This is a genomic window from Nakamurella alba (assembly GCF_009707545.1).
In the GTDB taxonomy this organism is placed as follows: domain Bacteria; phylum Actinomycetota; class Actinomycetes; order Mycobacteriales; family Nakamurellaceae; genus Nakamurella; species Nakamurella alba.
In genome coordinates this window covers 1,435,627-1,449,752 of record NZ_WLYK01000001.1, presented here as the reverse complement: position 1 = coordinate 1,449,752, position 14,126 = coordinate 1,435,627, and the positions used below count along the sequence as shown (strand labels likewise).

The following is a 14,126-nucleotide window of genomic DNA, read 5'->3' as shown; positions in this document are numbered from 1 at the left end:
GCCGGACGTGCAGGTCAGGTGGTGCCGGAGGGTCACTTCGGCGGCACCGAATCGTGTGAAGATCGGGTATAGCCAAGCGCCGGATCGGCACGGTATGTTTCCCCCGTTGTTGCTCTTCTCCTGGTGCCTGTGGCTCCTGCAAGGGGTAAAGCGCATCCCCTCGGCCGGAGAAGGACCCGGTCGGGGTGTCCCACCCCGCGGGGCGAATCCGCGGACAAACGCTCGAGGAGAGCAGGCATGGCACAGGGAACTGTGAAGTGGTTCAACGCGGAGAAGGGCTACGGCTTCATCTCCCCCGACGACGGCTCGGGCGACGTGTTCGTCCACTACTCGGCCATCGGCGGCACGGGCTACAAGTCCCTCGAGGAGGGGCAGCGCGTGACCTTCGAGATCGAGCAGTCCCCGAAGGGGCCGCAGGCGACCGGGGTCGCCGCGGTCTGACAGACCGACACCCACGAGGCCGGTACCGACACACCAGTCGGTATCGGCCTCGTGGTCTAACTGGCAGGCTGTGCGGGTGAGATCAGCGCCGCCGCCGGGCAACTCCCCCGCCGCACCCGATCCCGGCGCGGGCGCGCCCGGGATCGGTCCGGACACCCTGGCCCGCCTGGAGCGCGCCTCCGGTGGGCTGGCCACCCGGGCCGTCGCCCTGATGGACGACCGGCTGCCGTGGTTCCGCACGCTCTCCGCCGCGCACCGGTCATGGGTGACGATCGTTGCCCAGGCCGGGATCTCGGGTTTCGTCGACTGGCTCAAGGCCGGGTCGACGCCGGCCCTGGACGGGTTCCGGATCACCGGCGGCGTGTTCGGGTCGGCCCCCCGCGAACTGCTCCGTACGGTGTCGCTGCGGCGCACCGTGGAACTGGTGCGGATCGCGATCGGTGTGGCCGAGCAACAGTTCCCGGCCTTGGTCGAGGATCCGGTGGAGCGCGCCGCCGTCGCCGACTCGTTGCTGCGCTACTCGCGTGAGGTCGCGTTCAGCGCCGCTGCGATCTACGCCGCCGCGGCCGAGACCCGGGGAGCATGGGACGACCGCCTGGAGGCCATGGTCGTCGATGCCATCGTCCGCGGCGAGGCCGGTGATGCGGTGGAATCCCGTGCGGCAGCGCTGAACTGGGACGTCTCGCTGCCGGTCACCGTGCTGGTCGGCGCCCCCGGCGAGGCGGCCGCCGGCACCGACCGCCGCACCGCACTCACCGGCGTGCACGGCGACCGGTACATCGTCGTCCTCGCGGACGAGGACCCGGAGCTGCTGCAGAAGGTCGCCGACGAGGTCGCCGACGCCTGGTTCGGACCCGGTCCGGTGGTCCGCGGGCCGGTCGGCACGGGACTGCGCGGCGCGATCGACTCGGCGCGGCAGGCACTCTCGGGTCTACGGGCGGTCAACGCCTGGCCGGCCGCACCCCGCGGGGTGACCGCAGACGACCTGCTGCCCGAGCGGGTGCTCGCGGGCGACGCAGAGGCCGCGGCCACGTTGCGGGACAAGGTGTTCGGACCGCTGGTGGCCGCCGGCGGGTCGCTGATCGCCACCCTGGACGCTTACGCCGCCGCGGGTGGCGCGCTGGAGCCGGCCGCCCGCGAGCTGTTCGTGCACACCAACACGGTCCGGTACCGGCTGCACCGGGTCACCGAGGTCACTGGCCTGGACCCCTGGCGCCCGCGGGACGGGGCTGCCCTGCGGTTCGCGCTGGCGCTCGGCCGTTTGCGTGCCCACTGAGCCACGGCCGCAGGCGCCGCGGCAGATGCCACCCAGTTGGATGTTTGCTCTGACCGGTTTGTAGGAACCCTACAAGGACGCGCCGGGCATTCGGTACCGGGCCATCCGGCGCGGACCCGACGCCCCGTGATTGGGTGGTCACCGTGCTCGCCATCGTCGCGCCCGGACAGGGTGCCCAGAAGCCCGGAATGCTGAGCCCGTGGATCGAGGTCGGATCCCTGGCCTCGACGCTGGAATCGTTCTCCGAGGCCGCCCGGCTCGATCTCACCCGGCTCGGCACCACCGCCGATGCCGAGGAGATCAAGGACACCGCGATCACCCAGCCGCTGGTCGTCGCCGCCGCCCTGCTCGGCGCCGCGGCGCTGGAGATCCCGGCCGGCACCGTGAGCGCCGGCCACTCGGTCGGCGAGCTCGCCGCCGCCGCCCTGGCCGGCGTCCTGGACCCGGTCGACGCGGTTCGGCTGGCCGGCATCCGCGGCCAGGCGATGCAGCTCGCCTGCGCGCTCACGCCGACCACCATGGCCGCCGTCCTCGGTGGCGACACCCAGGTGGTGCTCGACGCGCTTGCCGAGCTGGACCTGGTGGGCGCCAATGTGAACGGGGCCGGACAGATCGTCGCGGCCGGGTCCACCGAGGCGGTGGCGCAGCTGGTCGCCTCGCCGCCGGCGGGCACCCGGATCATCTCGCTGCAGGTGGCCGGCGCGTTCCACACCTCGTTCATGGCCCCGGCCGAGCAGGCCCTCGCCGATGCCGTCGGCGCACTGACCCCGGCCGACCCGGACCGCCCGCTGCTCACCAACTCCGACGGCACGGTGATCGCCGGCGGCGCGGACTACCTGCAGCTGCTGGTGCGCCAGGTGACCCGCCCGGTCCGCTGGGACGAGTGCATGGCCACCCTCTCCGCCCTGGGCGTCACCGGCGTGCTGGAACTGCCCCCGGCGGGGACACTGGTCGGGCTGGTCAAACGAGAACTGAAAGGCGTCGCCACCATGGCCCTCAAATCCCCGGACGACCTGGACAAGGCCGCCGCGTTCGTCGCCGAGCACGCGGCATGAGCCCCGTGATCGCCGGACTGACCGGCCCCACCGGTACCCGGATCGCCGGGCTGGGCCACTACCGCCCGGACCGTGTCGTCACCAACGACGACCTGGCGCAGACGATGGAGACCAACGACGAGTGGATCCGCACCCGGGTCGGCATCGCCGAGCGACGGTTCGCCGGCCCGGACGAGTCGGTGGCGTCGATGGGGGCCGCGGCCGGCGCGAAGGCGCTGGCCGAGGCCGGTCTCTCCCCTGCCGACATCGACGCGGTCATCGTCGCGACCTGCACGCTGCCCAGTCAGATCCCGCACGCGGCCACCCAGGTCGCCGGGCTGCTAGGGATCCACGCACCGGGCGCGTTCGACATCAATGCCGCCTGTGCCGGGTTCTGCTACGGGCTGGCGATCGCCTCGCAGACCGTGCGTTCCGGCGCGGCGCGCAACGTGCTGCTGGTCGGTGCCGAGAAGCTCACCGACTGGGTGGATCCCACCGACCGGGCGAACGCGATCATCTTCGCCGACGGTGCCGGTGCCGTCGTCGTCACCGGCTCCGACACCGAGCACATCGGACCGGTCGCCTGGGGCTGCGCCGAGGACCTCACCGACACGATCCACGTGAAGGACCGCAACTCCTTCATCCACCAGGAGGGCCAGTCGGTCTTCCGCTGGGCCACCACCGCGATCGCGCCGGTGGCGATCCGCGCCGCCGCCCAGGCCGGGGTGGACCTTGCCGAGATCGACGTGCTGGTGACCCACCAGGCGAACCTGCGCATCGTGGAGGCCATCGCGAAGAAGCTGGTCGCCGCCGGCGCGAAGCCGGACCTGCGGGTGGCCAAGGACATCGTGACCACCGGGAACACCTCCTCCGCGTCGATCCCGATCGCACTGGACCGGATGCGTGCCGCCGGCGAGGTCACCTCCGGCGAGACGGTGCTGTCGGTGGGTTTCGGCGCCGGACTCACCTTCGCCGGCCAGGTGTTCCGCTGCCCGTGAGCCCCGGTCCGGCAGAATGCGGCCGAGCACGACGCACCGGACGAACCGCGACCGGTGTCGGCTTCACCCTCGCGGGACACCCGCGGGGAACACCCCACCGAAAGGAAGCACCGTGAGCAACGAGGACATCCTTGCCGGACTCGGCGAGATCGTCGAAGAGGTCGCCGGCGTCCCCGCCGCCGACGTCAGCGCCGACAAGTCCTTCACCGACGACCTCGACATCGACTCGCTGTCGATGGTCGAGATCGCCGTCCAGGCCGAGGACAAGTTCGGCGTGAAGATCCCGGACGACGAGCTCGCGAACCTCAAGACCGTGGGCGACGCCGTCTCGTACATCGAGCGCAACAAGGCCTGACCCACCTGAACCACCCCGCCGCCGCCCGGCCGCGCGCCACCCGCGCGCGGTCGGCGGCGCGGATCGTCACCATCCCACCAGGAGCGGAAACACCATGAGCGCATCGGATCAGGACGTCGTCGTCACCGGTATCGGCGCCACCACCCCCATCGGTGGTACGGCCCCGGAGACCTGGCAGGCGATGCTGGCCGGCACGATCGGTGTCAAGGCCAACACCGCCTCCTGGGTCAAGGAGTTCGACCTGCCCGTCGCGATCCACGCGCCGCTGGCCGTCGAGCCCACCGAGATCCTCCCCCGGGTCGAGGCCCGCCGGCTGGACCGCTGCCAGCAGGTGGCGCTGGTCGCCGCCCGCGAGGCGTGGGCCGACGCCGGCTCGCCCGAGGTGGATCCCGAGCGGCTGGGCACCGTGGTCGGCACCGGCATCGGCGGCGCGCTGACCCTGCTCGGCCAGGACGACCTGCTGGAGACCGAGGGCCTGCGCAAGGTCTCGGTGATGACCATCCCGATGCTGATGCCCAACGGCCCGGCCGCGGCGATCGGCCTCTGGTCGAAGTCCCGCGGCGGCGTGCACGCGCCGGTGTCCGCCTGCGCCTCCGGCGCCGAGGGCATGGCCTGGGCCTACACGATGATCAAGGCCGGCGAGCTGGACATCGCCATCGCCGGCGGCGCCGAGGCCTGCATCCACCAGCTGCCGGTCGCCGGCTTCTCCCAGATGCGCGCCATGAGCACCCGCAACGACGACCCGGAGACGGCGTCCCGCCCGTTCGACACCGGCCGCGACGGGTTCGTGCTCGGTGAGGGTGCCGGGATCATGGTGCTGGAGCGACGCGACCACGCGGTCGCCCGCGGCGCGAAGATCTACGGGACCCTGGCCGGCATCGGCATGTCCAACGACGCGCACCACATCACCGCCCCCGAGCCGGACGGCGAGGGCGGCTCGCGCGCGATCGCCAAGGCCATCCGCTCGGCCGGGCTGACCAAGGCCGACATCGGTCACGTCAACGCGCACGCCACCTCCACCCCGGTCGGCGACGTCGCGGAGAGCAAGACCATCCTGCGGGCCATCGGCAACCACCCGGTGGTCACCGCCACCAAGTCGATGACCGGCCACATGCTCGGCGGCTCCGGCGCGGTCGAGGCGATCGCCACCGTGCTCGCCGTCCGCGACGGGATCGTCCCGGGCACCCGCAACGTCATCGACCTCGACCCGAAGATCGAGATCGACGTGGCCACCGAGAACCGGGAGGTCGCGCTCACCGCCGCGATCAACGACTCGTTCGGTTTCGGCGGGCACAACGTCGCCCTGATCTTCACCGCCTGACCTGCCCCGACCAGGAGCCTCATGACCGCCACCGCCACACCCGCCGACCCGAGCACGCTCGGCCCGCGGCAGCTCGACTTCCGCGAGCCGGAGGTGCGCCTCGCGCACCTGCTGGACGAGGGCACCGTGGTGCAGCTGCACCCGACCGACACCTCCGGGGTGACCGCGGCCCGCGGTCGCATCGACGGCGCGAAGGTCATCGCCTTCTGCACCGACGCCACCCGGATGGGCGGCGCGATGGGGTCCGGCGGGTGCAAGCACATCGTCGACGCCATCGACACGGCGATCCGTGAGCGCATCCCGGTCATCGGCATCTGGCACTCCGGCGGCGCCCGGCTGGCCGAGGGCGTCGAGGCGCTGGACGGCGTCGGCCAGGTCTTCGCCGCGATGGTCCGGGCCTCCGGCCGGGTCCCGCAGATCTCCGTGGTCCTCGGGCCCGCCGCCGGTGGCGCGGCCTACGGCCCGGCGCTCACCGACATCGTGATCATGTCGCCGGAGGGCCGCGTGTTCGTCACCGGACCGGACGTGGTCCGCTCGGTGACCGGCGAGCAGGTCGACATGGAGGAGCTCGGCGGGCCGTCGGCGCACGGGCGGAAGTCCGGCGTGGTGCACATCGTCGCCAATTCCGAGGACGACGCGTACGCCCGTGCCCGCAACGTCACCTCGCTGTTCTCCCGACCCGGGATCTCCGGGGTGGCCGGCCTGGCCGACGACCCGGAGCTCGGCGCCGTGCTGCCCGAGCAGCGCAACCGCGCCTACAACGTACGGCCGCTGATCGACCGGATCCTGGACTCCCCGATGGAGGAGCTGCAGGCCAAGTGGGCGCCGAACATCGTCATCGGCCTGGGCCGGCTGGCCGGCCGCAGCGTGGGCGTCATCGCCAACAACCCGCTGCGCCTCGGCGGATGCCTGGACTCCACCTCGGCGGAGAAGGCGTCCCGGTTCGTCCGGATGTGCGACGCCTTCGGCATCCCGCTGCTGGTGGTCGTCGACGTGCCCGGGTATCTGCCGGGTGTCGGCCAGGAGTGGGACGGCGTGGTCCGGCGCGGGGCGAAGCTCCTGCACGCCTTCGCCGAGGCCGTCGTGCCGCGGGTGACCCTGGTGACCCGCAAGGCCTACGGCGGCGCCTACATCGCGATGAACTCCAAGTCACTCGGCGCCACCGCGGTGTTCGCCTGGCCGGACGCCGAGATCGCCGTCATGGGCGCCAAGGCGGCCGTCGGCATCCTGCACCGCCGCAAGTTGGCCTCCGCTCCGGACGACCAACGCGACGCGCTGCATGCACAGTTGGCCGAGCAACACGAGAAGGTGGCCGGCGGCGTCGCCCGGGCGATCGAGATCGGTGTGGTGGACGAGGTCATCACCCCGGCCGAGACCCGGCGCCGGGTGGCCGAGGCGCTCGCCTCCGCCCCGTCCGGCCGCGGCGCGCACGGCAACATCCCGCTGTAGGCGCTACAGGGAGCCAGGGAGACAGGGCGGCTGCGCTACGGGAGTTGCTGCAGCGCTTCGTCGATCGGCGTGTCACCGGTGTCGAACTCGATCATCCGGTCCGAGATCGACGGCGTGGCCAGCACTGCGGCGATCACCGCGGCGACATCCTCGCGGCTGACCGAGGTTCCGGTCGCGCCCTGCTCCCGGGTGGCGATCCGACCGGTGCCGGGGTCGAGGGTGAGCGCACTCGGCCCGACGATCACCCAGTCCAGCCGGGAGTGTCGTAGGTAGGTGTCGGCCGCCGCCTTGGCCTCGGCATAGTGGTGGAACGGGTTGTCGGCGGGCACGCCGTGCTCCGGGCCGGCGCCGAAGTACGACACCAGCACGAATCTCGGCACCCCCGGGCGGTCGGCGGCATCCATGCAGCGGATCGCCGCATCCCGGTCCACGGCGTAGGTGCGCTCCGGGTTGCCGCCGCCGGCCCCCGCGCTGAAGACCGTCGCGTCGTGGTCGGCGATGACCGCCGCCAGCTGCTCCGGGTTCGCCGACTCGATGTCCAGCACCAGCGGTGTCGCCCCGGCCGCCGCGACATCGTCGGCGTGGTCGGGATTGCGGATCACCGAGGAGACGGTGTCGCCGCGGGCGGTGAGCTGCTGCGCGAGCAGGAGGGCGACCTTGCCGTGGCCGCCGATCACGAGAACGTCCATGCGGTCCACGCTAACCCCGGGGGCCGCGGCCGGGCCGGGTCGGGTCGGGTGGATCAGCCCCACACCTGCGCGGCCAGGTCCCGGTGCTCCTGGCTGTCGATGACGTCCATCGAGGGACGGGTGACATCGGCGGTGGCGACCCGCAGCGCGGTGACGCGGGTGGCGGCGTCCACCAGGCGCTCCCGGGGCAGGTCCCCGGAGGCCAGCGCGGCGACGATGCCGGTGACCGCGGCGGCCGGGTCCACCGGCATCAGCAGCAGGTCCTGCCCGGCCAGCAGCGCCTGGACGGCGGCCGATCCGGAGGCGAAGGAGTTGGCCACCGGCGCCATCTGGAGGGAGTCGGTCACGGTGATCCCGGTGAACCCGAGACCTTCGCAGCCGTCGCTGCCCTTCCCCTTCAGCAGGTCGGTCACCGCGCCGGCGGACAGGCTGGTCGGCACGGTGTCCTCGCCGATGGCAGGCAGCGTGACGTGCCCGGTCATCACCATGGCGACACCGGCGTCCACCCCGGCCCGCATCGGCACCGCACCGACGGCGTTCCAGGTCTCGCAGCTGACCCCGAGCTCGGGCAGGCTCTGGTGGGTGTCCGCGGCGATGCCGCCGATGCCCGGGAAGTGCTTGAGCGAGGCGGCGAGCCCGGCCGACTGGTAGCCCTTCACCGCCGCGGCGACGAAGGCGCCCACCCGCTCCGGGTCCGAGCCGTAGGAGCGATCGCCGATCGACGAAGGGCTGCCGTCGTCCGGCAGCACGTCGGCATCGGGGGCGAAGTCGACGGTGATCCCGACCGCGAGCATCTCCTGGGCGGCCGCGGCGGCGATCTGCTCGGTGAGCGCGGTGGCCGTGGCGGTGTCGCCCATGTCCGCGAGCGTGGAGGCGCCGGGGAACTCGGTGAACCCGTTGACCAGCCGGGTGACGTCGCCGTACTCCTGGTCGGTACCGACCAGCACCGGCAGGTCCGGCGACTGCTGCTGCAAGGCTGCGGTGACCGCGGCGACCTGCTCCGGGGTGCCGCCGTCGGTGCCGTCGACGATCCCCTGGCTGCCCATCAGGATCACCCCGCCCAGGTGCAGCCGCTGCACGGCGTCGGTGCCGACCGCGTCGGCGGACGACGCCATGATCACCGCGCCGGCCAGTTCCGCGTCGGTCATCTTCGCGACTCGGGTGGCGGCGGCCGCCTGGTCCTGCTTCGTGACGAAGGCCTGCGGCGTCGTGGGCGGTGCAGGGGCGCTCGACGCGGAGGAGCTCGGCGCGGCCAAGGAGGTGCTCCGGCTGGTGGCAGAGGGCACTGAAGAAGCTGCGGAGGGTGCTGACGACGCCGAGGACGCCGTCGGCCGGGACGAACTCGTCGTCGGCGCTGCGCTCGTACTGCTGGCGACGGCGGTGGTGACGGTGACGGTGACGTCGGCCTGGTCGGTGGCGCCCGAGCACCCGGCGGTGATCAGCAGTGCCGTGGTCAGGCCCACGGCGACGGCAACGGAACGGCGACGGACACCGGAGCGGGCACGGGAGGACAGGGGCAACGGCACCGGTCCAGCATGGTCGAGCTGCCGACGGCCTTTCAAACCCCGCAGGTCAGCCGCCGTGTCGCGGTGTCGGGTGCGGTGACGGGACGGGTCAGCCGACCTGGTGCAGCCAGGTGACGGGGGTGCCGTCGCCGGCGCGGCGGAACGGCTCCAGTTCCTCGTCGAGGTCGATGCCGAGGGCACGACCGAGGTCGTGCCGCAGACCGTCGAGGCTGGTGGCCTTGTCCAGGATGGAGCGGAGCTGGTCCTCACCGATCATCACGTCGCCGTTGGCGGACACGGCGGTACGCCAGATGCCGCGCTCGGGGAGATGACAGATGCGTTCGCCGTCGGATCCGGCGCTGGCGTCCTCGGTCACCTCGAACCTGACCATCGGCCAGGCGCGCAGCGCTGTCGCCAGCTTGCCGCCGGTGCCGGCGTCGCCCTTCCAGGACACCTCGGCACGCAAGGTCCCCGGCTGTGCCGGCTGCGGGGTCCACGACAGGGACACCCGATCGCCGATCACACCGGCGATGGCCCACTCGACGTGCGGACAGACCGCCGCGGGCGCCGAGTGCACGAACACCACTCCACGAGTCACCACGACTGCCTCCTTTTCGATCTCCGGACGTCTTCCCCAACGCGGATCTCTTCAGGACGAGCAGTGGTGCGATGTATGCGGTGTCCTCCTGTCACTCCAGTCGTTCTGCTGTGACTCTAGTGACTGTAGTGCAGCTTGTGAATCTGTGGTGCTCTATCACACTTCTGAGGACAGTGTGCCCCGCGAGGGCCGTGTTGCGCCAGCCCGGGTACGGATCGTTGTCGGGCCAGGGAACGAGAACGGCCGGGCCCTGGCGACGGTCAGCCTGCGGGCTGCTGGGTCATCCGGGGCCCGGCCGTGTGGGTGGGTGGTCGGGTGCGGGTGGATTGGTGGTGCGGGGTTGTGCTGGTCGCGTAGCGGAGCCGGGGTCGTGCGGGGACAGCAACAGGGATTCACCAGCGGGCGACGGGGCCGCGATCCGCGGACTGGTCACCCCACTTGGCGAAGCCGGTCGGACGCGAGTCGCGACCCAGGAAGGGCGCTGCCACAGCGAGCGCCACCAGCAGGAACAGGACGATGAGGAGTGTCATGCGATAAGGATGTGCCCGTTTTATCCACGCGTCCATCTGTTTATTGCGATGGATATGCGTAAGATCCGCTGCATGATCGATGTGCGTCGCCTCCAGCTGCTCCGCGAGCTCGACCGCTGCGGCACCATCGCCGCCACCGCCGCCGCGGTGCATCTCACGCCGTCCGCCGTGTCCCAGCAACTGGCCGCCCTGTCCAAGGAGGCCGGGGTGCCGATGCTGGAGCCGGACGGCCGCCGGGTGCGGCTCACCGCGGCGGCGCAACTGCTGCTCAGCCACGCCCATCAGGTGTTCTCGCACCTGGAACATGCCGAGGCGGATCTGGCTGCCTTCCGCCGCGGCGATGCCGGCACCGTGCGGCTGGGTGCCTTCGCCACCGCGATCAGCGCACTGGCTGTCCCGGCGATGGCCGACCTGGCCCGGGACTCGCGACTCGAGGTGCACATCCGGGAGACCCAGCCGGAGGGCGCGACCGACGCCCTGATGGCCCGCGCGGTCGACGTCGCAGTCACGCTGACCGGCATCGAGGGGTCGGTGAACGAGGAGGATCCGCGGATCGCTGTGTCCCGGTTGATGGACGACAAGCTCGACATCGCCCTGCCTGCCGACCATCCGCTCGCCCAGGGCTCCGACGAGGTGTCGCTCGACGACCTGGCCGAGGAGAACTGGATCCTCAACGTCCCCGGCACGCCGTGCTGGAAGATCGCCGTCGCCGCCTGCGCGCGCACCGGCTTCTCCCCCAGGGTCCGGCACCACGCCGACGACTTCACCGGTGTGCTGGCGCTGATCGCGGCCGGCGCCGGTGTCGGCGTGATCCCGCGGCTGGCCGGCCACTCGCTGCCGACCGCCCATGTGGTGATCAAGCCGATCTCCGGGCCGCACGCGCCGGTCCGCCGGCTCGGGCTGCAGTACCGCGCCGGCACCGAACGGCAGCCGCACATCGCCCCGCTGCTGGAGGTGCTGCACCGGGTGGCGCTGGAGGCCAGCTCGGATCAGTGGCAGTTGCGCAGCGTGGACGCCACCAGGTCCGCGTAGATCCCGCCGGCCTCCGGGCCGGGATGGATGCCGTCGGCCGCCAACAGGTCCTTCTTCCCCTCGATCGCAGCGCGCCAGTCGGCCACACAGGTGTGCGCCCGCGTCGAGGCGGCGGCGGCGATCTGCGCGTTCGCGTCGTCCTGCCACTCCTGCGGCCCGAAGGTGGTCACCAGCACCACCACCGTCGACTCCGGGAGCGCACCGAGCGCGTCGACCAGGGTCTGTGCCGGCTCGGTGCCGTTGGTGCCCAGTCCGATCACCACGTAGGGCCGGTCCTGCGCGCCCCCGGGCAGCAGCCCGGGCAGGTCCCAGATCTGCCGGGAGACGACCGCGTCGATCGACGCCCCGGGCATCCGGGACAGCAGTGACGGCGCCGCCGCCAGCATCACCGAGTCGCCGATCATCGCGATCCGGTCCCCCGGCACCTCCGGCGGCGGCGGGGTGTTCTTCGGCGGCTTCGGCTGCTGCGTGGTCGTGGGCTTCGGGCTCGTCGGCGTCGAGGTCGTCGGCTTCGAGGTCGTCGGCTTCGAGGTCGTCGGCGTCGGGGTCGTGGGCTTCGAGGTCGACGGCGTCGGGGTCGTCGGCTTCGCTGTCGTCGTCGGCGTCGGCTGCTGCGTGGCGGTCGTCGGGGTCGTCGACGCAGGAGTGGTTGACGGGGTCGCAGTGGTCGACGGCACTGTCGTGGCGGACGTGGAGGCCTGCGCGGCAGCAGATGCCTCGGCGAGTGCCTGCTCCCCCGCTGCCAGTTGGATCTCCAGCCCGGACCGGGCCGGCGCGGCCACGACCCCGCAGGCCGCGGTCACCGTGACCACCCCGAGGCAGGTGGCCGCGAACCAGGCCATGGACCGGCGGACCGGGCGGACCCGGCCGCGCCGCAGCAGCACCCGGCGGGCCGCGCGGAGGTAGCCGCGGAACCCGAACCGGCGGATCGGCCGCTCGACGAGCCGGAAGGTGATCTCGGTGGCCAGCACCGCCGCCACCACCCCGACGGCAGCGGCGAGCGGCCGGCCGAGGTCGACGGCCAGGATGCGATCGGCCATCACCACCGCCGGCCAGTGCCAGAGGTAGAGCGAGTAGGACCGCTCACCGACCGGACGCAACACCCGGGATCCGAGCAGCTTCGCCACCGGACCGGACCCGCGGATGGTCACCGCGACGAGGCCGACGGCCGCGAGGCTGACCAGCAGGAGACCGCCGCGGTAGGTCCAGGGGTTCTCCAGGTCGAGCACGACCATCCCGCCGAGCACCACGGCCAGGCTCGCGAACCCGAGCAGGTCGGTCCCGCGGCCGCGGCGACGGGCACCGCGGACCGGATCGAGCTCGCTGGCCGGGCGGGCCAGCGCCAGCGCGGCACCGAGCAGCAGGCCGAACCCGTGCGTATCGGTGGCCGCGTAGATCCGGGTCGGGTCGGTGCCGGTCCGGTAACCGGCGAACATCGCGGCCGCGGAGGCCAGTGCGACGAGCACGGCGAGGGCCGCCCGGCTGCGGCGGGCCTTCACCACCGTCAGCAGGAACAACACCGCCAGTGGCCACAGCAGGTAGAACTGCTCCTCCACCGCGAGCGACCAGAGATGGGTCAGCAGTGCGGGTTCCATCGTCTCGAGATACGAGGAGCCGTTGGCGATCTGCAGCCAGTTGCTGGAGAAGGTCAGCGCCCCGGCGAGCTGCCAGCGCAGGCCGGCACCGAGATCGCGGCCGCAGGCCAGCGTCGCCGCGCAGACCACGAGCAACATCAGCAACAGCGCGGGCAGCAGCCTCCGGGCCCGCCTGAGCCAGAACCCGCGCAGGTCGATCCGGCCGGTGCGGTCGTGCTCGCGCTGCAGCAGAGCGGTGACCAGGTAGCCGGAGACCACGAAGAAGAGATCGACACCGAGGAATCCGCCCGGCAGGAACGGCACGCCCGCGTGGTACAGGACCACTCCGAGCACTGCGATGGCCCTGATCCCGTCGAGGCCGCGGGCATAGCCCTTGATCCGGGGGGAACGGGTCACTGCGCTGTCACTCCACACACCTACTCGTGCCGGTGAGGGCACGCACGTCACATCCGCCACCGGTGAGGGTGGTCGTCGGTCATCGGGATGTGGCTGACGCTACGGGTGTTGTTCACAGAGGGGCAAGACGGCGCGCGCCTTCCGCGGGCGACACGCCGGAATCACCCGGTCGGCGGGAGGGAGCGACGTGCGGAGCGGTGCGGAGGTCAGCCCTGACCGGGGACGGACTGCGGCGGCAGGGTGATCACCACGACCTCCGACCTGGTGACGACGGCCGCCGGCCGCCCGTACTCGTCGGGCGTCCAGTCCCCGAGCCGGGTCCAGCCGAGTTCGGCCAATGCCCGGTCCGCGGCGTCGTCGCCCGGAGCGTCGCAGGTCGCCGACCCGAGCTGCTGCCCGTCCTCGGCGACCACGAACACCGATCCCTCGAAGAAGTCGGAGCTGTCCCGGCTCACGGTCCAGTCCACCGCGCCGGCGCCGGCGTCCTGTTGCACAGCGCGAGCGGTCTGCCGCCCCGCGGGGCGTCCGGGGGAACCTTGTGACGGGAGCAGGGAATCGGTCTGTCGAACCATCGGGCTCATCCTTCTGCAGCACTGCAGGTCGCAGCCTGGATTCGACTGCTGTTACCACGATAGCTCTCTCGCCGCGAATGCGACAGGACGTGACCAGTCGGTCACACTCCCACGAATGGTGGATTCGGGGGCGGACACCAGGACCTGCGGTGCGGGGTGGGGCGGGTGGGGCTCGAACCCACGACTGGCGGATTATGAGTCCGCTGCTCTGACCGACTGAGCTACCGCCCCGCTGGGGTCGTCGACCCCGTCGCGAACCCTAGTCGAACCGGCGCCACATCCCTCGCGCCCGACGCCGGGAACTGCGACAATCCGGACACGAGGCAGGGCGTGCC

The 14,126-nt window shown here is 72.1% G+C and carries 15 protein-coding genes and 1 tRNA gene; 9 read left to right on the top strand and 7 right to left on the bottom strand.

Annotation, left to right across the window (positions count from 1 at the left end; all coding sequences use genetic code 11):
- Positions 1 to 237: 237 nt before the first annotated feature.
- The 7 genes from GIS00_RS06525 to GIS00_RS06495 all read left to right on the top strand — a co-directional run bounded on the left by GIS00_RS06525 (position 238) and on the right by GIS00_RS06495 (position 6,874).
- Positions 238 to 441, top strand: coding sequence for a cold-shock protein (locus tag GIS00_RS06525; protein ID WP_154767419.1), 204 nt, complete (start codon positions 238 to 240; stop codon positions 439 to 441).
- Positions 442 to 517: 76 nt separating this feature from the next.
- Positions 518 to 1,717, top strand: coding sequence for a PucR family transcriptional regulator (locus GIS00_RS28835; RefSeq protein ID WP_322097596.1), 1,200 nt, complete (start codon positions 518 to 520; stop codon positions 1,715 to 1,717).
- A 143-nt stretch (positions 1,718 to 1,860) separates the two neighbouring features.
- Entirely contained in the window at positions 1,861 to 2,772 is a 912-nt protein-coding gene (locus GIS00_RS06515; RefSeq protein ID WP_407666792.1) for an ACP S-malonyltransferase, read from the top strand.
- Complete coding sequence (locus GIS00_RS06510; protein ID WP_154767418.1) at positions 2,769 to 3,749, top strand: beta-ketoacyl-ACP synthase III; 981 nt, start codon at positions 2,769 to 2,771, stop codon at positions 3,747 to 3,749. The genes GIS00_RS06515 and GIS00_RS06510 overlap by 4 nt, the downstream gene beginning before the upstream one ends.
- Positions 3,750 to 3,861: 112 nt before the next feature.
- A complete protein-coding gene (locus tag GIS00_RS06505; RefSeq protein ID WP_322097594.1) occupies positions 3,862 to 4,104 on the top strand; it encodes an acyl carrier protein in 243 nt (80 codons plus the stop codon).
- Positions 4,105 to 4,198: 94 nt separating this feature from the next.
- Positions 4,199 to 5,425: a beta-ketoacyl-[acyl-carrier-protein] synthase family protein gene (locus GIS00_RS06500; RefSeq protein ID WP_154767417.1), complete on the top strand. Its 1,227-nt coding sequence runs from the start codon at positions 4,199 to 4,201 to the stop codon at positions 5,423 to 5,425.
- Positions 5,426 to 5,446: 21 nt separating this feature from the next.
- Positions 5,447 to 6,874 (top strand): acyl-CoA carboxylase subunit beta, encoded by a 1,428-nt coding sequence (locus GIS00_RS06495; RefSeq protein WP_154767416.1) that lies wholly within the window; start codon positions 5,447 to 5,449, stop codon positions 6,872 to 6,874.
- A 35-nt stretch (positions 6,875 to 6,909) separates the two neighbouring features.
- Here GIS00_RS06495 and GIS00_RS06490 read toward each other — a convergent pair whose 3' ends face one another.
- Entirely contained in the window at positions 6,910 to 7,563 is a 654-nt protein-coding gene (locus GIS00_RS06490; RefSeq protein ID WP_154767415.1) for an SDR family oxidoreductase, read from the bottom strand.
- 53 nt (positions 7,564 to 7,616) lie between these two features.
- Positions 7,617 to 8,711, bottom strand: a complete 1,095-nt coding sequence (locus GIS00_RS06485) for a glycoside hydrolase family 3 protein (protein ID WP_154767414.1) — start codon at positions 8,709 to 8,711, stop codon at positions 7,617 to 7,619.
- Between GIS00_RS06485 and GIS00_RS06480 the strand changes: the two genes are divergently transcribed.
- Positions 8,677 to 9,168 (top strand): hypothetical protein, encoded by a 492-nt coding sequence (locus tag GIS00_RS06480; RefSeq protein ID WP_154767413.1) that lies wholly within the window; start codon positions 8,677 to 8,679, stop codon positions 9,166 to 9,168. The genes GIS00_RS06485 and GIS00_RS06480 overlap by 35 nt on opposite strands.
- A gap of 9 nt (positions 9,169 to 9,177) precedes the next feature.
- Here GIS00_RS06480 and GIS00_RS06475 read toward each other — a convergent pair whose 3' ends face one another.
- Positions 9,178 to 9,669 (bottom strand): DUF3145 domain-containing protein, encoded by a 492-nt coding sequence (locus GIS00_RS06475; RefSeq protein WP_322097593.1) that lies wholly within the window; start codon positions 9,667 to 9,669, stop codon positions 9,178 to 9,180.
- Between the two features lie 389 nt (positions 9,670 to 10,058).
- Complete coding sequence (locus GIS00_RS06470; protein ID WP_154767412.1) at positions 10,059 to 10,196, bottom strand: hypothetical protein; 138 nt, start codon at positions 10,194 to 10,196, stop codon at positions 10,059 to 10,061.
- Positions 10,197 to 10,268: 72 nt separating this feature from the next.
- Between GIS00_RS06470 and GIS00_RS06465 the strand changes: the two genes are divergently transcribed.
- Positions 10,269 to 11,228 carry a LysR family transcriptional regulator gene (locus GIS00_RS06465; RefSeq protein WP_154767411.1) on the top strand — a complete coding sequence of 320 codons (960 nt, stop codon included), beginning with the start codon at positions 10,269 to 10,271 and terminating at the stop codon, positions 11,226 to 11,228.
- On the opposite strand, the gene GIS00_RS06460 is transcribed toward GIS00_RS06465, so the two are convergent.
- The 3 genes from GIS00_RS06460 to GIS00_RS06450 all read right to left on the bottom strand — a co-directional run bounded on the left by GIS00_RS06460 (position 11,186) and on the right by GIS00_RS06450 (position 14,022).
- Positions 11,186 to 13,219: an acyltransferase family protein gene (locus tag GIS00_RS06460; RefSeq protein ID WP_154767410.1), complete on the bottom strand. Its 2,034-nt coding sequence runs from the start codon at positions 13,217 to 13,219 to the stop codon at positions 11,186 to 11,188. The genes GIS00_RS06465 and GIS00_RS06460 overlap by 43 nt on opposite strands.
- Positions 13,220 to 13,425: 206 nt before the next feature.
- Entirely contained in the window at positions 13,426 to 13,713 is a 288-nt protein-coding gene (locus GIS00_RS06455) for a hypothetical protein (protein ID WP_154767409.1), read from the bottom strand.
- A 235-nt stretch (positions 13,714 to 13,948) separates the two neighbouring features.
- Positions 13,949 to 14,022: transfer RNA gene (locus tag GIS00_RS06450), tRNA-Ile, on the bottom strand.
- Positions 14,023 to 14,126: the final 104 nt, after the last annotated feature.